This window comes from Bacillus cereus group sp. BceL062 (assembly GCF_051780025.1).
GTDB classification, from domain to species: domain Bacteria; phylum Bacillota; class Bacilli; order Bacillales; family Bacillaceae_G; genus Bacillus_A; species Bacillus_A toyonensis.
In genome coordinates, this window is sequence record NZ_JBPWGY010000005.1 from 329,323 (window position 1) to 353,277 (window position 23,955).

Below are 23,955 nucleotides of genomic sequence, written 5' to 3' on the forward strand. Positions count from 1 at the left end.
GTTTTTACTTCAAAAACTAACCTTCTTCACTCTTATTGCATATTGTATGTGTATATACCTAACTGAAGAAAGGAGGATTTCTCACATGTTTCCAAAATCTCCCGTAAGGCAAATGTATCCACATCCAGGCCAACAACCTTATACACCATACCCCATTCCACAACTACCACCGATGGCACAAAAAAAGAAAGGGTTCCTTGCTAAACTCTTTAAAAAACACGATCCCACCGAACCTTTCATGCAAATGGTTCCGCCTTATCGACAAATAGAAGGACAGCCGCCAATGATGCACCAACAACAGCCACCCCAATATCAACAACAATATCAACAACAATACCAACAACAATACCAACAACAATACCCGCATCAATACTCACAGCAATATCAACCATACATGCAGCAGTATCCAGAGCAAATGATTCCCCCTCAAATGTATGAATCAAACGAAACGCGCGGCGGTGCAGCCACTACAGCAGCATCTAGCAGCGGCATCGGCAGTTTTTTTTCGAATTTAATTTCGAATCCAACTAATATGATAAACAATATCGAAAAAGTATCACAAGTCGTTCAATCTGTAAGCCCTGTCGTCGAACAGTACGGTCCCATTATGCGTAACCTACCAAGCATTGTTAAAATCCTCACCTCTGGAAAAAGTACGGAAGAAGATCAAACTGAAGATCTAACAGAAAAGGTTGAGGTAGCAACTCCCCCTCCTCCACAAAAAAAAAGAAAAAGAAAAAAAATAGTGATTGAGCCAGCCATAGAAACAGAAGTACGAGAGGAGCCTGTTCAAAAAATAGCAACAAAACCAAAACTATATGTGTAACAATCCTTTGTTTTCTATCCTCTCCTCCTTTATAATGTAAAGGACTATGCACAAAAGTATCCCTTGTTTAGAAGGAGAGGATTACTCATATGAAAATTGTTAAAATTTCCCCTCGTGGTTATTGCTACGGTGTTGTCGATGCAATGGTAATTGCACGTAACGCTGCATTAGATAAATCATTACCGAGACCTATTTATATTTTAGGTATGATTGTTCACAATAAACATGTTACAGACGCTTTTGAAGAAGATGGAATCATTACGTTAGACGGACCAAGTCGCTTAGATATTTTAGATCAAATCGATTCTGGTACTGTTATATTTACTGCTCACGGTGTTTCTCCTGAAGTTAAACAACGTGCAAAAGAAAAAGGTTTAACGACAATCGATGCAACTTGTCCAGATGTTACAAAAACACATGACCTTATTGAAGCAAAAAAAGCTGAAGGATATCATGTCATTTATATCGGCAAAAAAAACCATCCAGAACCAGAAGGCGCGGTTGGTATTGCACCTGATATCGTTCACCTTATCGAAAGAGCGGATGATTTAGAAACATTAGAAATCCCAACGGATAAAATTTTAGTTACGAATCAAACAACGATGAGTCAATGGGATGTTCAACATTTAATGGAGGACATTCAGAAAAAATTTCCAACAGCAGAATTCCATAAGGAAATTTGTTTAGCAACTCAAGTTCGTCAAGAAGCTGTAGCTAAACAAGCGGATGTTGCAGATTTAACAATCGTTGTTGGTGATCCAAAAAGTAACAATTCGAATCGCTTAGCGCAAGTATCACAAGAAATTGCTGGTACGAAAGCTTACCGTGTTGCGGATGTAAGTGAAATTCAATTAGAATGGCTACAAGGTGTAGAAAACGTAGCTGTTACAGCAGGTGCTTCTACTCCAACACCAATTACAAAAGAGGTTATCGCTTTCTTAGATCAATATGACCCAATGAATCCGGCTACGTGGGAAAGAATTCGAAAAGTACCACTTCAAAAAATCTTACCTCGTGTAAAAGTGAAAAAAGAACAATAATAAAAACCGTTGCCTACATGAGCAACGGTTTTTATTTTTCTTATACAAATGTGAATGGATCTGTATGTAACTGCGAAGCATGAATTTGTACATTGAATTTTTTCGCATCTACTTTTTCTTGCAGTTGCTTTTGCACACCTTGCTTCATTACCTTTTCAACGTTATGTCCTGGATCAACTATATTTAAACCGAGCATCATCGCATCATGAGCGACATGATAATACATGTCACCTGTTACATATACATCTGCCCCTTTAAATTTCGCTTGGTTTATATATTTATTACCATCCCCACCAAGTACAGCAACTTTACGCACTTTATCACCTAACTTGCCGACAACTCTTGCGCCCTTCACGTCTAATGATTGTTTCACATGTTCAGCAAACTGTCCAAGTGTCATTTCTTCTTGTAAATAGCCTATTTTTCCAAGCCCTAACGTTTCACCTTTATTATCAAGAGGATATACATCATATGCCACTTCTTCGTATGGATGAGCTGCCAACATCTCTTTCATAACTTTTCTTTGTAGTGAAGCTGGAATTATCGTTTCGATACGTACCTCTTCCACACGTTCTAACCGCCCAGTTTCCCCGATATAAGGATTTGTTCCCTCCTGAGGTACAAACGCGCCTGCTCCCTCACTACTGAACGTACAGTGGCTATAATTGCCGATATGACCCGCACCTGCGTCTCCTAATGCTTTACGAACCTCTTCTGCATGAGTTACTGGCACAAACACAACAATTTTTTTCATTTCTTCTGCGTATGTTGGAGCTAATACTTCTGTATTTTGTAATCCTAACGCATCAGCGAGTAAATCGTTTACTCCACCTTTAGCAACGTCTACATTTGTATGAGCGGCATAAACGGCAATATCATTCTTAATACACTTTTCAATAATTTTCCCATACGCTTTCTCTGTATGAATCGCTTTTAACGGATTAAAAATTAAAGGGTGATGCGCAATAATGACATTCGCTCCTAATTGAATTGCTTCATCTACAACCTCCTCCGTTACATCTAAAGCAATCAATACGTGCTGCACGGGTTTATTAAGCGCCCCGATCTGCAGGCCAATCTTATCCCCTTCCATCGCTAAATGCTTCGGGTACATACTTTCAAATAAAGAAATAACCTCATGGCCATTTGGAATTTTACTCATGATAAAATCTCCCCTATCATTTTCATTTTCGCTTCTACTTCTACACGTTTCGTTTTTGTCTCTTCAGAATCTGCTGCACGTTCTAATTGTTTTAAGATATTTTGGAAGTTTTTCAATTCTCCTTCCCACTTTTCAACAAAAGCCTCACCTTTTTCTTTTATTAAAAATGGACCCATAAATAATTCAGCTTGTTTATTATCCGAGTAAGGTGCTGCAATATTTCCTCGTTCCCCAACTAAAATTTCGTAAATTTTCCCGTCTTCTTTTACGATTTTCTCACGGATAAGCTCCCAGCCATTTTCAATAAACCATTCACGTATGTGATGTGCTGCAATGTTCGGCTGTAAAATTAAACGTGTTACACCTTCTAACTTTTCTTTACCACTTTCTAAAATGTCACGAATTAGTGCTCCACCCATACCAGCAACTGTAATTACATCTACTTCCCCTGGTGTAATTACTTCTAATCCATTCCCTTTACGAACGTCCACTTTATCTTGTAAGCCACTTTCAGCTACAGTTGCTTGCGCAGAACGAAACGGCCCATCTACAACTTCTCCTGCAACTGCTTTTGTAGCAATATTATTTATAATTGTATAACACGGTAAATACGCATGATCCGACCCAATATCAGCTACTGTAGATCCTACTGGAATCTCGCGCACAACTTCTTCTAATCGTTTTGAAAGCTTTACTTCATTCATGTATTTCCATTACTCCTTCTCTTGTCAGTCTGTCTCCATGATAATGAATTTATAGTAGTTGTTGCAAGCCCATAACAACAATTCCATTCTCTATTACTCATCGTATTTTAGAAAGTATAGAAAAACAAGCCTTTTGCAAAAGCAAAAGGCTTGTTTTATGGAACCTTATTTTTTCTTAGATAGCCAATCAGCTACTTTAGCCGCTTGATCAGCTGGTACTAAATTGGCCGGCATGTTACCTTTTCCTTTCGAAAGAATTTCTTTAATTTCATCCTTTGAAAGTTTTCCACCAATTTTTTGTAAATTAGGCCCTACCGCCCCTTGTAACTGATCACCATGACAGCTCGTACAGCTTTGCTTCACAATATCCTCTGGCTTTGATGCTGTTTGCGCTGGCTTCCCGCCATTTTTTGCATCAGCTAACTCTTTAGATTTATTTAGCCCCTGAAATGAAAATACAAACATAACGATAATACCTAATGCTGCAATAAGAGCGAACGGAATCAGCGGATTACGTTTCATATCTCTTCTCCCCCCTCTATACCTCTAAATAGTTAGATGATTCAGTCATTTCCATTGTACTTGAAAACGCTCTATCAGAAAAGAGTAAACTATCACTTGTTGAAAATATTCCATAAATTCAGTTTATTGTTTTTTATTGTTATATCGCTTATTATTTCGATAATTATTAACGTTTCTCATCATATTTTTCGCTTTTCTACATATTTTTTTGTATAGAATAAACAAAATTAATCGAAAAATCGAAAAATGAGCATTTGCAAATCAAAAGACAATTCTGTAAAATAAATTACAAGAAATTGTAATCGTTGCCGATAGCTAAATTTTAACAAAAATTAACAAAATAAAAAAGTTTACTTCACAAAAGTGAAGTAAACTTAAAGTTAGCCTATTCTAAGAAATCCTTAAGACGCTTACTACGACTTGGATGTCTTAATTTGCGAAGTGCTTTCGCTTCAATTTGACGGATACGTTCTCTCGTTACGCCGAATACTTTCCCAACTTCTTCTAGCGTACGAGTTCGTCCATCATCTAAACCGAAACGAAGACGTAGAACATTTTCTTCACGATCTGTTAGTGTATCTAACACATCTTCTAATTGTTCTTTTAGCAATTCATACGCTGCATGGTCCGCAGGCGATGTTGCTTCTTGGTCTTCAATAAAGTCACCTAAATGGGAGTCGTCTTCTTCACCAATTGGTGTTTCAAGAGAAACTGGCTCCTGTGCAATTTTTAAGATTTCGCGTACTTTTTCTGGCGCAAGATCCATTTCTTCACCAATCTCTTCAGGAGATGGTTCACGTCCTAAATCTTGTAACAATTGACGTTGTACACGAATTAACTTATTAATCGTTTCAACCATATGAACTGGAATACGAATTGTTCGCGCTTGGTCTGCAATCGCACGTGTAATTGCTTGGCGAATCCACCAAGTTGCATACGTACTAAATTTGAAACCTTTACGATAATCGAACTTTTCAACCGCTTTAATTAGACCCATATTTCCTTCTTGGATTAAGTCTAAGAAAAGCATACCACGGCCCACGTAACGCTTTGCAATACTTACTACAAGACGTAAGTTCGCTTCCGCAAGACGGCGTTTTGCTTCTTCATCGCCTTCTTCAATACGCGTCGCAAGTCGAATTTCTTCTTCAGCGGATAGTAAGTCAACGCGACCAATTTCTTTTAAGTACATACGAACAGGATCATTGATTTTCACACCTGGTGGCACACTTAAATCATTAAGGTCGAATTCTTCTTCCGTTTTTGTAATTTGGCGATTATTAGGACCTTCTTCGTTGTCGTTATCGCCAACTAAGTCAATCCCTTGTTCACCTAAATATTCATAGTATTCATCCATTTGATCGGATTCAATTTCAAATCCATTCATGCGTTCTGCGATCTCTTCATATGTAAGAACGCCACGTTTTTTTCCGACCTCAGTGAGTTGTTCTTTCACTTGCTCAAGGGTCATTTCAGTTTCAATTTGTTTAGAACGAGCTGGTTTGTCAGCCATCTGTTCCCCTCCTTACGCGAGATACAAACATTCATTATACTAAATCTTTACCAAAAAAGCTATTTTCTCGCTTTTTGATTTTGTAAATATGCTACATAATATTTAGCAGCCTCTACAGGATCTGTTTTTTCCATCTGTTTTACTTTAAAGATGATTTCCATCTTTACAAGTTTTTCCTTATGACGTCTAAGCGTCTCTAAATGGCCTTGTAACACTTCTTCTGTGTATTCTGGATTAATAAATTCATCCGTCGAAATATCAGTGATAATGTTTTTCAACTTTTCATCAGAGAGCCAACTTAAAAATGTTCCGACTGAAGGTTCATTTCCCTTTTCATAATATGCGTATAGTTCATATAAAATCCCTTTATGTTCTTCTGTATGAAAATCTTCTATATGGGATTCCATGCGAACGGCTACTTCTGCACTTTGCAACATATGATAAATAATTTCTCTTTCTGCCCTTTCAAAACCTGTTAACTTCGGTTTTGTTTGAACAACTTGAGACGGCTTAGAAACCTGCTTTATTTGTTTTTGCTGTACCTTTTGTTCTTTGCGATATTGGTGCAATTGATTCAAAAGTGTTTCCATTGAATAAGAAAACTCTTGCGATAACGACTTCAAATATGATTCTGCCTGCATCGCGTCTTGTAACAACGACAACTCTTTTAAAACACTTTTCACATATTCTTCTTTGCCAGACTCATCTTGCAAATTTTTCCCTAAACGCAAATAATTTATTTTAAAACCAACAAAACTTATACTTGATTTCACAAGATTTTCAAAAGCGGTTGTCCCATATTGTTGCACATATTCATCAGGATCAAGCTTATCTGGCAAGGATGTGACTTTCACTTGGCAACCAACTTTTAACAGTAATTGCCCTGCTTTCATCGTCGCTTCTCGTCCTGCTTTATCACCATCATAGCAAAGAACAACAGTTTCAACGTTACGTCGCAGAAGTTTTGCTTGTTCTTCAGTTAAAGCTGTTCCCATTGTCGCAACAGCTTCTTCCACACCACTCTTTACCGCAGCTAGTACATCGGCATACCCTTCAAAAAGGACTACTTGCCCACGCTTTCTAATAAACGGCCTTGCTTGGTGGAAGTTATACAACAATTTACTTTTGTGAAAAATCGGTGTTTCAGGGCTATTTAAATATTTCGGAGTGTCATCTCCTAAAGCCCTTCCACTAAACGCTATCACCTTACCTTGTAACGTATGGATTGGAAACATAACTCTTCCACGGAAGCGATCATAATGACTACCATCCTTCTCACTTCTTATTAGAAGACCGGCTTGTTCCATACTAGACAGCGATAAACCTCTTTTTTGTAAAATTTTCGTTGCAGCATCCCAAGCAAGTGATGCATAACCAATTTCAAACTTCTCAATCATCTCTTTCGTAATACCACGGTTTAATAAATATGAAAGTGCTTCATTTCCCTCTTCCGTATTTACTAATAAATGATGATAATACTTTTTCAAAAGTTCGTGAGCCTGTTGCATGATGACAGTGTCATCAGATATGTCTTCTTGTTGTACTTGCCCTGATGTATACTCTGCAACCGCAATTCCATTTCTTTCACCTAACTTTTGAACAGCCTCGGTAAAAGCAAGTCCTTCCATTTTCATTAGAAAGGAAAATACATTTCCACCTTCTCCACATCCGAAGCAATGAAAAATTTGCTTATCAGATGAAACAGAGAATGAAGGAGAATTCTCACCATGAAATGGACAAAGGCCGAAATAGTTACGTCCCTGCTTTCTAAGTTGAACGTATTCACCAATCACTTCTACAATATCGGATGACGTCCGAATCTGTTCAACAACTTCTTCGGGAATTCTGTTGCCCATAACTCCATCTCCGTGTCGTATTTTGTATTCGATATAAATTAAAAAATTCCTTTATAATTCGACAATATTTTTTCTAAACTTGTTAGAAAGTATTGTCGATCACATTGTGTAAACGACTTCGGACCTCTTCTATAGGCCCTTTGTCTGCGTAACTTCGCAGATACATACTACTATATAAAATTGTATTCATATGCTCATCTATTACAAATGCACCTCTTGAAGACAATACATATACACCTTTTTTACAAGAAGACTAGCAAGCCTCATATACTGTATGATCATGAGATCTGTTACCTTTGCAAGTTGATATATATAAATCAACTTCATCTTGTCCAGAATCTACATAAATCCAATTGCCTTGCTGTTTTCTTGAACGATGAGTATACGATGCGACAAACACAATTTCGACATGAAATTCAGTTCCAACTTGCACAATCTCATCCTTCACGGGATATGCATCTGCATCAACTAATACGTTATTGATGTTTTGCATATTTCTGTATTCTACATCCCTTCTGTGAATCCTTCCATAATGTGCGTTTTCTTGTATAGATTTTGTCGATTTAATGTAATTACATGTCTTTTTTGTAAATCCTATCCCTAGTTTATTCTGAAAAATTAAAGTCTAAACGTAAAATATAGGTTTTTATCACAATTTTTTATTATAATATATTTTCTTCAACTACGCTACATATCCCTTTATTTTTTCGTCTTCTACTTTAGGATAACTAAACCATGCTTTTCACATAATAAAAAAACAGAAGAATATAAGTATAACCACTCCGCTATAATCTATTACTAATCCAACAAGTATCGTATTTCATATGAGCGAAAAAAGCACATTCACCTTCGGTAAATGTGCTAAAACATTTTTTGGTTTTGCACTGCATTCACAATAATATTTGCTGTTTCTTCAATCGCTTTATTCGATACATCAATTACTTGACAATTTATTTTACTAATTACTGCTTCAAAGTGATCAATCTCTTCTTGAATACGATTAATATTGGCATATGTTGCGCCGTCACTTAATCCAAGTGATTTTAATCGTTCTTTTCGAATATGATTTAACTTATCCGGTGTAATTTTCAAACCGAAACATTTCTCTTTTGCCACTTGATATAATTCCTCAGGTGGATCCACTTCTGGTACAAGCGGCACATTGGCAACTTTCAACCGTTTGTTATGAGCTAAGTATTGAGAAAGTGGTGTTTTTGATGTACGTGAAATTCCAATTAACACGATATCCGCTTTTAAAATACCTCGTGCATCTCTACCATCATCGTACTTTACAGCAAACTCAATTGCTTCAATCTTTTTAAAGTACTCTTCATCTAATCTACGAACAACACCCGGCTCATATCTCGGCACTTGCCCTGTAATTTCTTCAATTTGATCGATAAGAGGTCCGATAATATCGTATGCCTCTACCCCTTCTTTTGCAGCCTCTTTCACTAAATACTGGCGCATTTCCGGCTTTACTAACGTAAAACAAATAAGCGCTTGATTACTCTTAGCAATAGAAATCACTTCTTTTAATGTCCCTGTATCTTCTACATACGGTACACGTCTAATATCAGGAGCAAATGGGAATTGCCCCATTGCTGCTCGAACAACTAAATCAGCCGTTTCTCCTACAGAGTCAGATACGACATATACGATTTTATTATCCATTACATTACCTCACTTTAAACAAATTACACTTATTCGTTATTTACTAGGTTTACAAACGCACGTGTAATATTTGTTTTTGTAATTCGTCCAATTACTTCTAAACCTTGCTTCGTATCTTTCACAACCGGCATCGCATCAATCTGTCTTTCTATTAATTCCATCGCAATATCATATAAAGAATCTTCTCTACGACACATGGCAATGTTTGGCATCCTTGTCATGATAATATTAACCGGAAGAGAGGTTAAATCCTGCTTCCCTAAGCTAGCTCTTAATAGATCTTTTCGAGACACAACACCAACTAATAGTGTAGATTGATCTACAACAAACAATGTACCAACATCCTCTAAAAACATTGTACAAATTGCATCGTATACTGATACATTTTTATCAATTACAGCCGGTCTAGATTGATAATCTTGCACTTTAATTTTCTTAACAGCTTCAGATAATAGCTGCCCCCCAGTTTTCCCCGTATAAAAATAACCTACGCGTGGACGCGCTTCTAAATAACCAGCCATCGTTAAAATTGCTAAGTCTGGTCTTAGCGTTGCACGTGTTAAACCCAATTGCGCAGCAATTGACTCCCCTGTAATAGGACCGTGATCTTTTACAATCTGAATGATATGTTCTTGCCGTTTATTCAGCTCTATGATAATCACCACCTTTAATGCACAACGAAAAAAGTTATACTATCTCTTAAATATTATATACTAAATATGCTATTCGAAAAAGAAAGTATGTAAAAAGGACCGTATACGGCCCCAAATTATATTTGAAACTTATCAAGTTGCTCTAGGAAACGTCTTGATTTCAAATAAATTCCGCAATATTCATCATAATATGTATTCAATACTAAGCGCATTTGTTTTTTTGTGCTATCCTTCACTGATACATTGCCGAGCCTATGTAAATCGAAATGGAAGAAAAGACGTAACAATTTATGTACAGCTTCTCCCACCGGTATACGATACGGATCTTGCTCCGCATGACGTGAGCACAGAAAACCGCCTTCCCTGACAGAGAAGGCGACAAAATCTGTTTCTTGATGACAAATCGCACATGTATCAAAATACGGGCGCATCCCTAATACAGGAAGCATTTTCGTTTGATAAATTAATGATAATACTTCTGGATCAACACCCTCACACATATAATGCAACGTTTGATATAACATTTCAAATAAGTACGGATTATGTTTTTTATCTTCTGTTGCTTTATCAGTTAACTCAACAACAAATGATGCATAAGCAGTTAAAAATATATCCTCGCGAATTTCTTTCATAGTTGAAATAATCTCGCCTTGTTGCAAAGTTCCAAGCCCAGATCCCACTTGAATAAGAAAATGCCCATGTGTCATAAGTTGCGAAACAGATGCTAACCGACTTTTCGGTTTTTTCGCTCCTCTTGCCATTGCACTTATCTTACCGAATTCTCTTGAGAATATTGTAACAATCTTATTCGTTTCTCCGTAATCTGTCGTACGGATAACGATGCCCTCAACTTTTTGAAACATGTTCGTCACCATCCAAGGTTTGAACAAAACGGGTCAAGAAATTGGAGAGTCTAGATGCGCTAGCTCCTCATCATGTTGATCCATCTCATCGTTTACGTCTTTTTCCATCTCTTTTAAAAGCAAATACGTTTCAATGCTTCCTGTTTTGGAGAAAAACTTCCAGGTAAAATCTAGCATAAGAATCCACCTTTCTCAATAAGCGTAGCCTATAAACCAATTTCCTTTGTTATTAAATTGACCCATTTTGTCCATTTTCATGTGAGAAAAATTTTTCCTAATTTATTAAAGTTTACAAAAACCAATAATCAGCGGATGAGCAAACATCCACTGATTACAGCCTTACTTTATTTTAGTACTCGTCTTCGCGGAAACCAAGATCACGAAGCTGAGACATCTTATTGCGCCAATCTTTTTGTACTTTTACCCATACCTCTAAAAATACTTTAGAACCAAGAAGTGCTTCAATATCAAAACGAGCTCGTTTCCCGACTTCTTTTAACATCTTCCCTTGTTTCCCAATAATAATTCCTTTTTGTGACGCACGTTCAACAACAATTGTTGCATTTATATAAACTGCACCGCCCTCACGCTTCTGAATTGCATCAATAACAACCGCTACAGAATGTGGCACTTCTTCACGTGTTAAATGTAGTACTTTTTCACGAATAAGCTCTGCAATAATAAATCGCTCCGGATGATCCGTTACTTGATTATCTGGGTAGTATTGCGGTCCTTCTGGTAAATATTTTTTAATTGCTCCAATTAACGCTTCTACATTATTACCGTCTAATGCAGAAATTGGTACACTCTCTGCAAACTCATGTAGTTTACGATATTGATCAATTAACTCTAATAATTGCTCTGGATGAACTTGGTCAATTTTATTAATTACCAAAAATACCGGTTGTTTCGTTTCTTGTAATTTCTCAATAATGAATTCCTCACCACGACCAAATCCTTCAGTTGCATTGACCATAAACAGAACAATATCAACTTCTTTCAATGTCGTTTGAGCCATCTTCACCATGAAGTCACCTAGTTTATGTTTCGGTTTATGTATTCCTGGTGTATCAATGAAAATTACTTGTGAATCATTTTCTGTATATACGCCTTGAATTTTATTACGAGTCGTTTGTGGCTTGTCACTCATAATGGCAATTTTTTGGCCGATAATACGATTTAAAAATGTAGATTTCCCAACATTCGGTCTACCAATAATAGAGACAAAACCTGATTTATAACCTTTTCTATTCATGTAAATCCTCCGCTAAAAATGCTCCTGGTAACAATTCTCCGACTGTCGTCTCTTGAACGTCACCATGTAAATTTGATAGGTATACTTTCGTATCCTGTTTACATAATTCTACCATAACTTGTCGACATGCTCCACAAGGAGGTACTGGGCGTTTTGTATCTGCTACAACCGCAATAGCTACAAACTCTTTATCCCCTTCAGAAACTGCCTTAAATAAAGCAGTTCTTTCTGCACAGTTGCATAAGCCATATGATGCATTCTCAACATTACAGCCACGATATACTTTTCCATCGTGCGTTAATAATGCTGCACCTACTTGAAATTTTGAATATGGTACGTACGCTTGTTTACGCGCTTCGATTGCTTCTTGAATTAATTGTTTACTATTCATATCCCGCATCCTTCCTGTTCACAGCTGTGAATAGATACACTCTCTCACTAAAGGCCTTTATAGCACTTCCAAGACTTAATAAAAGCTTCGGAATGCAACTATACCACATACGGTACAAAGATAATAGCACCAATTATAACGGCTATAACTGCAAAGAGTAAAACCGCTCCTGCTGCGACATCCTTTGCAATTTTCGCAAATGGATGTATATCAGCAGTCACTAAGTCTACTGTTTTTTCCACAGCCGTATTTACCATCTCTAAACCCATTACAATCCCTATCACAATAAGTAATACCACCCACTCTATTTTCGTAATATGGAAATAAAAGCCGCAGCATATAACAATGACTGCGGCTAAATAATGAATTCTCATATTTCTTTCATGACGAAGACAAAAGAATATACCAGCTATAGCATATCCAAAACTATCTAAAAGTTTTCCTTTTTTCATCGTCCTAATCCAAATGCTTCTAAAATTTCTTTTTGTCTTCCAAACATTTCTTTTTCATCTTCTTCTGTCATGTGATCATAACCAAGCAAATGTAAAAAGCCATGTAACGCTAAAAACCCAAGTTCCCTATCAAAAGAGTGTCCATATTCTTCAGCTTGCTCTTTCGCTCTTGGAATAGAAATAATAAGATCTCCTAACATACGCGGCATCTCCGCACCGACAATTTCCATTTCACCTTCTCCCATTTCTTCCATAGCGAAAGAAATAACATCCGTAGGCTGATCCTTATCTCGGTAATCACGGTTTATTTCACGAATACGTTCATTATCTACAAACGTAACCGATAATTCTGCCCCTTCTTCTATGTTTTCCATTTGAGCTGCTTTCTCTACCAGCTCTCGAATCAAACTTATATAATCGTCTTTCACTTCTTCTGTTTCATCAATAAAATCAATTAATAAACTCATTCTTTCTCCTTCTCTTCCGGTAGTTCCGGATATGTAATACGCGAATGGAAAATACCATTTAACGTCTCGCATAACGTTTTTCCAACGATTTGTAGCTCTTTAAATGTCAAATCACATTCACTAAATTGTCCATCTTGCAAACGATCTTTAATAATACTTTGCACTAAATTATTAATTTGATCTGGCGTTGGATGATTCATAGAACGCACCGCGGCCTCTACACTATCAGCAATACCAACAATCGCCGACTCTTTAGAAGTTGCTTTGGATCCTGGATAACGGAACATCTCTTCTGTATATTTTTCTTTATCTTCTTTAATCGCCTTATAGTAAAAATATTTAAGTAACGTTGTACCATGATGTTGTCCAGCAATATCAATAATTTCTTGCGGAATATGGTACTCTTCTAGCATCCTCACCCCGTCCGTTACATGAGCGATAATAATATCTTTACTCGTTACAGGGGCGAGTTTATCATGTGGGTTTTCAATCCCCATCTGATTTTCAATAAAGAACTGTGGTTGTACCGTTTTTCCTACATCATGATAATACGCCCCTACACGGGCTAATACACCATTTGCCCCGACTGCTTCACAAGCAGCTTCAGAAAGATTCGCTACCATTACACTATGGTGATATGTCCCTGGCGCTTCTAGCAAAATCTTACGCAAAAGCGGATGATTTGGACTTGATAGTTCCATAAGCTTCATACTTGATACAATGCCAAGTCCACTCTCTAAATATGGTAAAATCCCCATAGCTAACACCGAAGAGATAATCCCTGAAACAGAAGCCATCAATAATTGTGTACCAATTTCAAGAGGCGAAAAATTCCCATTACGCAACAATAATAACGCTGCCAATACGACCACATTTAACACAGAAACGAGTATACCCGCTTGTAAAATCATCGTACGACGATTTTTTTCTCTCAAGAAAATACTAACTGATAGTGAACTTAGTAACACATAGATTCCCACACTATAATTCAGGGTGCTCGTTACTCCTTCATTAAACATAATGCTTCCGCATACAGAAAAAATCATGCTTGTTAAAAAAACAAATCGATCACCAATCATTAGTTTTACAAGTATTGTTCCCATTGCAACTGGAACGACATACGCGATCCCTGCATATTCAAGCTTTTGGAACAAGCTAATGATTTTCATTAAAACGATCGTGATCGACAAAATGGTAATGTACGCTAAAATATACGGTCTATCTTCCCTTTTCCGTTGTAAAAATACTTCAAATTGCTTATGCATAAAGTACAATAGCACACCAATGAGTACCGCTAATCCAACATAGGGTTGAAAACTGTTCCCTTTTTCTAACAGACCAACTAATTTCAACTGATTGTACATATCACTTGAAATCGTTTCACCTTCTCTAACAAGGACTTGCCCTTGAAGAATATAAACAGGTGGAACTAAATCTTCTTCCGCTTTTCTCTTCTCTTTTGTTAAGGTCGGATCATAAAAATAGTTTGCAGAAATCGCATATTTCCCTAACGCCTTAATAGATTCCTTTAAACCATTATCAACATTAACACTATTCATCTCACTTACATATCGTTCCTTCGCATCCTTCAATTCGTCCATTTTAATATGCTCAGTCATGATACTATTAATAGCTGTAACTGCTGCATCTTTTGCTAATACTAATTGGTTCGAATCTGCATTAATTAAGTTTAGTAAGTTTAAATCAGATAATTCTTTCGTTAAATCAGTGGGCAATTTTTTTTTCAACTTGTCCACTTTTTCAGCATCAGTAATCTTTTTTTGCTCATCCGGCCCAACCGCTTTAATCTCTTGTATCACTTCATCTACTTTAGCAAAGACGTCATTCACAATATCCACTTTATTTTGTTTATACTCACTTTTATATGTATATTGATCTTCAACTTTTGTAGCGGCTTCTTTTTTCTTTTTGTCCGTTGTAACTTTATCTTCAATTTTAATAGGAGAATGGATTGTTTTTTTCGCAATAGAATATGTTGTAACATCTAATTGCTCTGGTTTTACATTATTCATAAGTGCAAAAAACAGCACTGCTCCTAATAAAACGTAAGAAATCCAACTTAGTTTTTTCGAATGTTGTAAATTACGAAACCACTTAGAAATTTCTTGAGATCTTGACATGATTTCAATACCTTCTCCTCTCCAGAAATAAAGTGAAACTATTTATAGCTTTCGTTTCTTCTAACAAGCGACACTTTTAGAATCATACGTCATTTATCGCTTATACTCTTCTTCTTTCATGATAGTAAAAAAATTGCTATTCGCCAACCTTATCATACAAAAAGAAATGATCCTGACAAATAGGATCATTCCATTTTATCATACGCCTCAATAATACGTTGCACTAACGGATGTCTCACAACGTCGCTTTGCTCTAATGTAATGAACGAAAGTCCCGATACACCAGATAAAACATTTGTAGCAATAGAAAGACCTGATTTTGCCCCTTTTGGCAAATCTACCTGCGAAGGATCCCCTGTTATAACCATTTTAGAACTAAAACCTAATCTTGTTAAAAACATTTTTATTTGGACACCAGTTGTATTTTGCGCTTCATCTAAAATAACAAATGAATCATCAAGCGTACGCCCTCTCATATAAGCAAGAGGCGCAATTTCAATTACACCTCGCTCCATCATACGCTGCGTATATTCTTGTCCAAGAATATCGTGCAGTGCATCATACAATGGACGTAAATATGGATCTACCTTCTCTTTTAAATCCCCTGGTAAAAAACCTAAACTCTCTCCAGCTTCTACAGCAGGCCTTGTTAGAATAATTTTCTTTACATACCCTTGTTTTAACGCTCTTACAGCCATTACTACAGCTAAGTACGTTTTTCCAGTTCCAGCAGGTCCTATCCCAAATACAATATCATTCTTCTTCATCGCATGAATATATCGTCTTTGTCCCATTGTTTTTACACGAATAGATTTACCCTTTGCCGTTTTAAAAATTTCTTCTTCATATAACTCTTCAAATTGAGCAATTTTCCCTTGTTGTGCGAGCTGAATTGCATACGCAACATCTCTTTCTGTAATGGATACACTTTTACGAATAACAACAAGTAATTGCTGTAAGATTTTTTCTACGAGTGTCACGTTTTCATCTGCCCCAGACACATGAACTGTTTCACCTCTAGTTACGATAGATACATTAAGTTCTCGTTCCATTACTTTTAAATGAGCATCATTGACTCCAAAAAGAGCGATTGCTTCGTTAGTATTTTCCAATTGTTGGTTCATTTCTACTAATTGTTCTGCCATTACTCAGTCTCCTTGAATATCGGATTCGGATATCGGTTGTGACTCTGCAATATTTTCAATTACAGTATAATGCAATGTAACTTTTAGTTGATCCGCCTCAACCTCTTTACTCAAAATCTTATCACTTACAATCATAGCATGTTCATCCAATTTTTTCTTTAGTTCTTTTTCAGCCATCTCTTTCGCTACTTTCAATGCCTGTTTTTCTGTGTATTCTCGATTCGCTTCTTCCTCTTCTCGTACAATATCTTTTTCATATGCAATCGGTAATGTAAAACCAAATAATTTCACATCATGTTTTACATGTTCAGTACGAGAGCGTTTATACTTATCATGTTGAAATCCCCATATTTTTATTTTTGCACTCCCAAACTTAAGAAAGTATTCATTATACGCATTACCAGTATACACTTGAAATTGTGTTTTCAGCGGCACACTCACCTCGGATGTATACCAAGTTTCTCCATATACAATACCTTTCGCCGAAACAACTGACGGGTTTTCCTCATTACCATATATACCTGATACAAGAAGTTGTCCTTTTTCAACATGGTCATTTTTCATAACGACTGGTTTCCCAACCTCTACAAACGTTTTTGTAATAATTGCTTCTTTTTTTGCCACTAAATTTTGCGGATGTTGTTCCTTTTCTTTTTTCGGCTCGTTTTTTTCCACAATTTTAAAATGATAGGTGGTCCCTCTTACTTCCAGCCCCGCCCAAGTAATCGCATTAATATTGTCCGTCAAATGGCGTTGCACATCTTCTACACTAGGCATTTGAAACTGTAGTTTTCCTTTCTTAATACCCATTTTATCCAATTCTTTCATCAATATATATTCTGTTTCAGGTTTCGCTCCTGTAATCTCAATTTTCCAAACCATATTTGACATTGCAATCATACCAAAAAAGAAAATTAAAAAACCGATTAAAAACCCACTATTTTTAATTAAACGCTTATTCCAAAAAGGAAAACCGTAGCGTCCAATGAAATATAATTTGCATTCATTTTTTCTATAAATTGGTTTTAATTTTTTCACATCGCGTAACAACATACAAAAAACTAACGTTTCATCAGCAATCTTCTTAACATCCCAAACTAATAATTTTCTACGTACGCATTCATTAACGAACCGTTCCGCTCCTCTACCTTCAATTCGTACTTTTACATATCCAAGCCACTTTATAAACCATTTATTTTTCATCTACTACCTCCACTACCTTTCCCAAAAGTAGACATACTACTTTTCACTTTAATTAGCAAAATAGCTCGTACGAAAATGAAATAAAGAGTTTTACTGCCCATAAATAGCGAGATAACTGAATAGTAAGGTCGAATCACGAGAATAAAGAAGAAAAACTTCACATACGGAAGTTTCCCTCACTCTTTTTGCTTTTCACTTTCTAAAAACATCACTTGCTCAATGATCCCTTCAAGCAAAAGCTCCTCTGGAAGGATTGTTTTAATAACGAAGGATTGCCCCTTAATTAATAATTGACCATGTTTTAGCAACAATCTTACTTCTTTATCTGAAAACACTAATAAACCTTGATGATTTTCTATATAGATATGCACTTGCCCAACAAGCGTGATCCGAGGTAGATCCATTAGCACATCCACTGGCAGGTCTATTTGCTTCGTTAACCAATTCTTCATTTGTTCTAATTTTTTCATCTTAAAAGACCTCCTCTCATCCCATATGTATGAAAAAAGAGCTTGTAATATCACGTCCAAACTGAAAAAAAGCATAAAAAAACGTCTCATACGAAATGAGACGTTTTTTTATGCTAATAGCTGGATAACCAGCTTATTCACAAGTGATCCGTCTGTTTTACCTTTTACTTTCGGCATAACAGCAGTCATCACCTTACCCATATCTGCTTTTGATGTCGCACCAACTTCAGAAATAACTTGCTTGATTACATCAATCAGGTCTTCTTCAGTTAATTGCTCCGGCAAATATGCGCTTAAAATCTGAATTTCACTTTGCAGTTTATCAACAAGGTCTTCACGACCAGCTTTTTTAAATTCAAGGAGGGAGTCCTTATACTGTTTTACTTCACGAGCTAAAACTGTTAATTCCTCTTCTTCAGTAAGAGTATGTTGCAGTTTAATACCTTCATTTTGTAAAGCAGCCTTAACCATACGAATAACGGTTAATTTTTCTTTTTGTTTATTCTTCATCGCTTGTTTCATATCATCGTTTAAACGACCGAGAAGACTCATAACTTACACCCTCTCTTAGAATTTACGCTTTCTTGCCGCTTCAGATTTCTTCTTACGTTTTACACTTGGTTTTTCATAAAACTCGCGCTTTCTTGCTTCAGCAAGTGTACCAGTTTTAGAAACCGATCTTTTAAAACGGCGAAGTGCATCCTCCAAAGACTCGTTTTTACGAACGACTGTTTTTGACATTCTCTTTCCCTCCCTCCGAAACATCACACTTACATACTAACTTCAGCATGCAAAAAGAAACACTTCTTCAGCATGTCTTTTACGATTATAATACATTTTATCACTTCAGGTCAACTATTTGACAGAATAAAAGAGGAATAGATGCTCTTCCTTTTTTAAAGCTATGCAAATAGCTATCATCCTTTTCCACTGAAGACAACTATATTTTTATCATTGCACCTTTTCAACACTTAACTTTTCCATGAAAAAAGAAAGCATGCAAACCGTTTCCGTTTGCATGCTTTTTTTACGCGCTCGCTGATTCTTTTTTCACATCATCTTCAATAACACGAACAAATTGCGCTTCGTTATATGGATAACCAGCTTTCGTAATTTTCACTTTCACTAGCTTACCAATTAATTCTTCTGACCCTTCAAAGACAATTTTCAAATAGTTATCTGTATAACCTACATATAACCCTTCACGGTCGCCATCTTTAAATTGCTCTTCCGGGATAATTTCAAGTACTTCTCCTTCAAACTGTGAAGCATACTCTTTCGCTAATTGATTAGATAGTTCAATTAGACGGTGAACACGATCATTCTTCACATCTTCAGGAACTTGATCTTCCATACGCGCTGCAGGTGTTCCCGTACGTTTTGAATAAGGGAATACGTGTAACTCAGAGAAGCGATTCTCTTTAATGAAATTGTACGTTTCCATAAATTCTTCTTCTGTTTCACCCGGGAAGCCAACAATTACGTCTGATGTAATCGCAAGACCTGGTAACGCTTCTTTCAAACGATCTAAACGCTCTTGGAAAAATTCCATTGTATACTTACGACGCATACGTTTTAATACAGTATTAGATCCTGATTGCAACGGAATGTGCAAGTGGCGTACAACTACTTCAGATTTGTCTAACACTTCAATTACTTCATCTGAAATTTGACTCGCTTCAATAGAAGAAATACGAAGACGTTTTAATCCACCTACTTCTGCTTCCATATCACGAAGTAATCCAGCTAAGTTATAATCTTTAATATCTTCACCGTATCCACCTGTATGAATACCAGTTAATACGATTTCTTTATAGCCTGCATCCACTAATTGCTGCGCTTGTTTAATAACTTCTTTTCCATCACGAGAACGCATTAAACCACGCGCCCAAGGAATAATACAGAACGTACAGAAGTTATTACAACCTTCTTGTATTTTTAATGAAGCACGTGTACGATCCGTGAAATATGGTACATCAAGTTCTTCGTATACACGTGTTTTCATAATGTTACGGACAGCATTAATTGGTTGACGCTCTTTACGGAATTCTTCGATGTATCCTAACATCTTTTCACGATCTTGTGTACCAACTACAATATCTACACCTGGAATTGCCATAATTTCAGCTGGAGATGTTTGCGCATAACATCCCGTTACACAAATAACCGCATCTGGATTTTGACGCACAGCACGTCTAATTACTTGACGGCTTTTTTTATCTCCAGTATTTGTTACTGTACATGTATTAATAACATATACATCAGATTTCTTTTCATATTCAGTTCTTTCATAACCACCTTGTTTAAACAATTGCCAAATAGCTTCTGTTTCATAGTGGTTTACTTTACAACCTAACGTGTGGAACGCAACAGTTGACATTGATCATCACCCCATCAATTCAAAATGATAAGAAGCAGCACTTAACGCATAAAGCGGTGCCGTTTCCGTTCTTAAAATCCTTGGTCCTAAACTACATAGTACAAATTTATGTTCACGAAGCGCTGTAATCTCTTCCTCAGCTAAACCGCCTTCTGGGCCAAATACAATTAATAGCTTTTGACCTGGTTTCATTGTCGTTAAAGCTTTCGCAAAATTAGATTTCTCGCCTTGTTTTGCTTCTTCTTCATACGCAACAAGACAAACATCATACTCACCACTCATTGAAAGCAATTGCTTAAACGATGCTGGAGCATGTACTTCTGGAACTTCACTTCTATGCGATTGTTCCGCAGCTTCTTTCACAATTTTTCTTAAACGCTCAACTTTTTTATCAGCTTTTTTCGCATCCCATTTTACGATAGAGCGAGATGCTTGAAATGGTAAAAATGCGGCTGCCCCAAGCTCGGTTCCTTTTTGAAAAATTAACTCTAGCTTGTCTCCTTTTGGCAGTCCACTTGCAATCGTCACGAACACAGGAAGTTCACTTGATGCCTCTACCCATTCTACAATAGCTGTCTCAACAAATTCACTGGTAATTTCATCAATTGAACATACTGCTGTTTTTCCGTTTACACAGCAATAAATGTGATCACCAGCTGACATACGCATTACTCTCGCAATGTGATGTACATCATCACCTACAATGCGAATCTTTGCTTCACTTACATGTTTTTCTTCTACAAAATAACGTTGCATATAATCACCTTAGTAGAGTTTCGTTCCTTTCGTAAGTCAACACTTACGAAAAGAACGAAACGTTATCATTTTTCATATAACAAACGGCAAGTCCCTCACCTTATAGTGAGAGACTCCCCTTTTCATTATAAACTAAAATCTATATTACGCATTTCGTGCAATAATTGCTACCCAATCATCCATTCGTAATACTTCTTCAATTGTAAATCCAGCTTTTTCTAACGCCTCAGAAATTACTTTTTCTTTCGCTGCAATAATACCAGATGTAATGAATAATCCACCTGATTTTACAACTCGTGCTGCATCTTCAGGGAATAGAAGAATAATTTCTGCTAATAAATTCGCTACGATTAAATCAACAGGTCCTTCAATACCTTCTAAAAGACTATTTTGTCCAACAGATACGATATCATCTGTTTTATTTAAACGTACATTCATTTCCGCACTTTCCACTGCAACTGGATCTAAATCGTATGCTTGAACAGAAGACGCACCCAATTTTGCCGCTGCAATACTAAGTACACCTGAACCCGTTCCTACATCAATGACAGTATCACCTGATTGAACTGTTTTTTCTAAAGCACGAATACACATCGTTGTTGTTGGATGAGTTCCTGTACCAAACGCCATACCCGGGTCTAATTCAATGATTTTTTCATCCAGAGAAGATGGTGTGTATTCTTCCCATGTCGGTACGATTGTGAATGTATCAGAAATTTGTACTGGATGGTAATACTTTTTCCAAGCAGTAGCCCAATCTTCTTCATTGACTTCGTTAATGGTAATATTTCCAGTACCAATTTCAATGTCGTAAGATGGAAGCACATCAATAGATGATTTTACACCCGCAATCGTTTCCTGTAAAGAATCCGTTTGTGGGAAATATGCTTTTACTAATACACCCTCTGCCGGGTATTCATCTGGGTTCAATGCATAAATTTCACCATATTGTTGCTCGCGCTCTTTCGTCAACTCTGCTGGATCCTCAATTGCAACTCCACTAGCACCAGCTTCATGTAAAATATGAGAGACAGCTTCTACTGCTTCTTCTGTTGTATGAATACTAACTTCTGACCATTTCACAATTTACCAACTCCATTTTTTATTTCCATTATTCCCCTTTGAAAGCACGTTTAAGCTTTCCGAATAAACTATCATCCTGCTCTTCTTGCCCTGCAAATTCACGTAATAAATCTTTTTGATGTGAATTTAATTTTGTTGGTACAACAACACGAACGACTACATATTGATCTCCTTGACCGTATCCACGTACGTTTGGAGCACCTTTTCCTTTTAAGCGGAATTCTGTTCCTGTTTGTGTTCCTGCTGGAATTTTCAGCTTCACTTTCCCATGAACAGTAGGAACTTCTACTTCAGCACCAAGTGCCATTTGCGCAAATGTTAATGGCATTTCGCAAATAATATGATCACCTTCACGCTCGAAGAATTCATGATTTCTTACATGAACAACTACATATAAATCTCCTGCCGGTCCACCATTTACGCCCGCTTCACCTTTTCCAGATACACGAATTTGTTGGCCATTATCAATACCAGCTGGAATCTTAACGTTAATTTTTTTACGCTTACGTACTTTACCTGAACCGTGACATGTCGTACATTTTTCTTTAATCATTTGACCAGTTCCTGAACAATGACCACAAGCTTGACGGTTTACAATACGACCAAACGGTGTATTTTGTTCTACACTTACTTGACCTGATCCTGAACAATGTTTACATGTTTCTTTTGAAGTTCCTGGTTTTGCCCCGCTACCTTTACAAGTATCACATGGATCTTCTACTGGAATTTCAACGTTTAACTCTTTACCAAAAATAGCTTCTTCAAAGTCTAAAGTGACTTGATATTGTAAGTCAGCACCTTGGCGCGGAGCATTTGGATCACGACGTCTGCCGCCACCGCCGCCAAAGAACGAACTAAAGATATCTTCAAAACCAAAGCCACCGCCGAAGTCTCCTCCGCCACCGAAGCCTTGATTTGCACCAGCATGACCAAATTGATCGTACTGCGCACGCTTTTGATCATCGCTCAACACTTCGTATGCCTCTTGTACTTCTTTAAACTTTTCAATTGCATTTTCTTCTTTACTTACGTCTGGATGGTATTTTTTAGCCAAACGACGATACGCTTTTTTAATTTCATCTTTTGAAGCGCCCTGGCTAAGTCCAAGGACCTCATAATAGTCTCGTTTACTCATAAATTTGCAACCCCCGAATCTTTCACATAAACGTAATTTTAACACCGAAAGAAAGTGCTTTGCAACAAAGTTTCCTCACTTACAGTATGCAAGCTAAAAAACTTAAGATCCTCACACATTTCTCCTCATTTATGAAAAAAGCCAAAGCCAAGGCACGCTTGACTTTGACTTTTTGTCATCTTACTTATTATGTTTGTACTTAAATTACTTGTCTTCTTTTACTTCTTCAAATTCAGCGTCTACTACATTATCTTTTTTCGCGCC

Annotated in this window: 26 protein-coding genes; 2 read left to right on the forward strand and 24 right to left on the reverse strand. The window is 36.8% G+C overall.

Going from position 1 to position 23,955, the window contains the following annotated elements:
• The first annotated feature begins 85 nt into the window (after positions 1-85).
• Positions 86-826, forward strand: a complete 741-nt coding sequence (vrrA, locus tag ACS2MN_RS15045) for a VrrA/YqfQ family protein (RefSeq protein WP_000484181.1) — start codon at positions 86-88, stop codon at positions 824-826.
• A gap of 89 nt (positions 827-915) precedes the next feature.
• Entirely contained in the window at positions 916-1,866 is a 951-nt protein-coding gene (locus ACS2MN_RS15050; protein ID WP_000706652.1) for a 4-hydroxy-3-methylbut-2-enyl diphosphate reductase, read from the forward strand.
• 40 nt (positions 1,867-1,906) lie between these two features.
• Here the strand turns inward: ACS2MN_RS15050 and ACS2MN_RS15055 are convergent, their stop codons facing one another.
• The 24 genes from ACS2MN_RS15055 to dnaJ all read right to left on the reverse strand — a co-directional run bounded on the left by ACS2MN_RS15055 (position 1,907) and on the right by dnaJ (position 23,691).
• Complete coding sequence (locus ACS2MN_RS15055) at positions 1,907-3,028, reverse strand: Nif3-like dinuclear metal center hexameric protein (protein WP_000036259.1); 1,122 nt, start codon at positions 3,026-3,028, stop codon at positions 1,907-1,909.
• On the reverse strand, positions 3,025-3,732 hold the full coding sequence (locus tag ACS2MN_RS15060) for a tRNA (adenine(22)-N(1))-methyltransferase (protein ID WP_001006556.1): 708 nt from the start codon (positions 3,730-3,732) through the stop codon (positions 3,025-3,027). Before ACS2MN_RS15060 ends, ACS2MN_RS15055 begins: the two co-directional genes overlap by 4 nt.
• A gap of 165 nt (positions 3,733-3,897) precedes the next feature.
• The gene (gene cccA / locus ACS2MN_RS15065) at positions 3,898-4,254 is read right to left on the reverse strand and encodes a cytochrome c550 (RefSeq protein ID WP_000828143.1); all 357 of its coding nucleotides are present in this window, start codon (positions 4,252-4,254) and stop codon (positions 3,898-3,900) included.
• A gap of 385 nt (positions 4,255-4,639) precedes the next feature.
• Positions 4,640-5,767, reverse strand: coding sequence for an RNA polymerase sigma factor RpoD (gene rpoD, locus ACS2MN_RS15070; protein WP_000764067.1), 1,128 nt, complete (start codon positions 5,765-5,767; stop codon positions 4,640-4,642).
• Between the two features lie 59 nt (positions 5,768-5,826).
• A complete protein-coding gene (gene dnaG, locus ACS2MN_RS15075) occupies positions 5,827-7,623 on the reverse strand; it encodes a DNA primase (RefSeq protein ID WP_000528230.1) in 1,797 nt (598 codons plus the stop codon).
• Positions 7,624-7,876: 253 nt separating this feature from the next.
• The gene (locus ACS2MN_RS15080; RefSeq protein ID WP_002044942.1) at positions 7,877-8,116 is read right to left on the reverse strand and encodes a DUF188 domain-containing protein; all 240 of its coding nucleotides are present in this window, start codon (positions 8,114-8,116) and stop codon (positions 7,877-7,879) included.
• A 368-nt stretch (positions 8,117-8,484) separates the two neighbouring features.
• On the reverse strand, positions 8,485-9,297 hold the full coding sequence (locus tag ACS2MN_RS15085) for a pyruvate, water dikinase regulatory protein (RefSeq protein WP_000368950.1): 813 nt from the start codon (positions 9,295-9,297) through the stop codon (positions 8,485-8,487).
• 29 nt (positions 9,298-9,326) lie between these two features.
• Positions 9,327-9,959: a helix-turn-helix transcriptional regulator gene (locus ACS2MN_RS15090; RefSeq protein WP_000583755.1), complete on the reverse strand. Its 633-nt coding sequence runs from the start codon at positions 9,957-9,959 to the stop codon at positions 9,327-9,329.
• 107 nt (positions 9,960-10,066) lie between these two features.
• Entirely contained in the window at positions 10,067-10,813 is a 747-nt protein-coding gene (gene recO / locus ACS2MN_RS15095) for a DNA repair protein RecO (RefSeq protein ID WP_000487005.1), read from the reverse strand.
• A 33-nt stretch (positions 10,814-10,846) separates the two neighbouring features.
• A complete protein-coding gene (locus ACS2MN_RS15100) occupies positions 10,847-10,990 on the reverse strand; it encodes a YqzL family protein (RefSeq protein WP_000883923.1) in 144 nt (47 codons plus the stop codon).
• A 172-nt stretch (positions 10,991-11,162) separates the two neighbouring features.
• Complete coding sequence (gene era, locus ACS2MN_RS15105) at positions 11,163-12,068, reverse strand: GTPase Era (RefSeq protein ID WP_438894714.1); 906 nt, start codon at positions 12,066-12,068, stop codon at positions 11,163-11,165.
• Complete coding sequence (locus ACS2MN_RS15110; RefSeq protein WP_001086291.1) at positions 12,061-12,459, reverse strand: cytidine deaminase; 399 nt, start codon at positions 12,457-12,459, stop codon at positions 12,061-12,063. Before ACS2MN_RS15110 ends, era begins: the two co-directional genes overlap by 8 nt.
• Before the next feature lie 98 nt (positions 12,460-12,557).
• Positions 12,558-12,911 carry a diacylglycerol kinase family protein gene (locus tag ACS2MN_RS15115; RefSeq protein WP_000715513.1) on the reverse strand — a complete coding sequence of 118 codons (354 nt, stop codon included), beginning with the start codon at positions 12,909-12,911 and terminating at the stop codon, positions 12,558-12,560.
• Entirely contained in the window at positions 12,908-13,378 is a 471-nt protein-coding gene (ybeY, locus tag ACS2MN_RS15120) for an rRNA maturation RNase YbeY (protein WP_000054674.1), read from the reverse strand. The genes ACS2MN_RS15115 and ybeY overlap by 4 nt, the downstream gene beginning before the upstream one ends.
• Positions 13,375-15,519: an HD family phosphohydrolase gene (locus tag ACS2MN_RS15125; protein ID WP_000091505.1), complete on the reverse strand. Its 2,145-nt coding sequence runs from the start codon at positions 15,517-15,519 to the stop codon at positions 13,375-13,377. The genes ybeY and ACS2MN_RS15125 overlap by 4 nt, the downstream gene beginning before the upstream one ends.
• Positions 15,520-15,704: 185 nt before the next feature.
• The gene (locus ACS2MN_RS15130) at positions 15,705-16,664 is read right to left on the reverse strand and encodes a PhoH family protein (protein ID WP_000840526.1); all 960 of its coding nucleotides are present in this window, start codon (positions 16,662-16,664) and stop codon (positions 15,705-15,707) included.
• Positions 16,665-16,667: 3 nt separating this feature from the next.
• Positions 16,668-17,867: a sporulation protein YqfD gene (gene yqfD / locus ACS2MN_RS15135; protein ID WP_000792486.1), complete on the reverse strand. Its 1,200-nt coding sequence runs from the start codon at positions 17,865-17,867 to the stop codon at positions 16,668-16,670.
• A gap of 176 nt (positions 17,868-18,043) precedes the next feature.
• Entirely contained in the window at positions 18,044-18,337 is a 294-nt protein-coding gene (gene yqfC, locus ACS2MN_RS15140; protein ID WP_000732262.1) for a sporulation protein YqfC, read from the reverse strand.
• 108 nt (positions 18,338-18,445) lie between these two features.
• A complete protein-coding gene (locus ACS2MN_RS15145; protein WP_000054576.1) occupies positions 18,446-18,889 on the reverse strand; it encodes a GatB/YqeY domain-containing protein in 444 nt (147 codons plus the stop codon).
• A gap of 15 nt (positions 18,890-18,904) precedes the next feature.
• Positions 18,905-19,078 carry a 30S ribosomal protein S21 gene (gene rpsU / locus ACS2MN_RS15150; protein WP_000048061.1) on the reverse strand — a complete coding sequence of 58 codons (174 nt, stop codon included), beginning with the start codon at positions 19,076-19,078 and terminating at the stop codon, positions 18,905-18,907.
• Between the two features lie 286 nt (positions 19,079-19,364).
• Positions 19,365-20,717: a tRNA (N(6)-L-threonylcarbamoyladenosine(37)-C(2))-methylthiotransferase MtaB gene (gene mtaB / locus ACS2MN_RS15155; protein WP_000108698.1), complete on the reverse strand. Its 1,353-nt coding sequence runs from the start codon at positions 20,715-20,717 to the stop codon at positions 19,365-19,367.
• 6 nt (positions 20,718-20,723) lie between these two features.
• Positions 20,724-21,473, reverse strand: coding sequence for a 16S rRNA (uracil(1498)-N(3))-methyltransferase (locus ACS2MN_RS15160; RefSeq protein ID WP_001190139.1), 750 nt, complete (start codon positions 21,471-21,473; stop codon positions 20,724-20,726).
• A gap of 144 nt (positions 21,474-21,617) precedes the next feature.
• Positions 21,618-22,556: a 50S ribosomal protein L11 methyltransferase gene (gene prmA, locus ACS2MN_RS15165; RefSeq protein WP_000872123.1), complete on the reverse strand. Its 939-nt coding sequence runs from the start codon at positions 22,554-22,556 to the stop codon at positions 21,618-21,620.
• A gap of 28 nt (positions 22,557-22,584) precedes the next feature.
• Positions 22,585-23,691: a chaperone protein DnaJ gene (gene dnaJ / locus ACS2MN_RS15170; protein ID WP_000043956.1), complete on the reverse strand. Its 1,107-nt coding sequence runs from the start codon at positions 23,689-23,691 to the stop codon at positions 22,585-22,587.
• Positions 23,692-23,955: the final 264 nt, after the last annotated feature.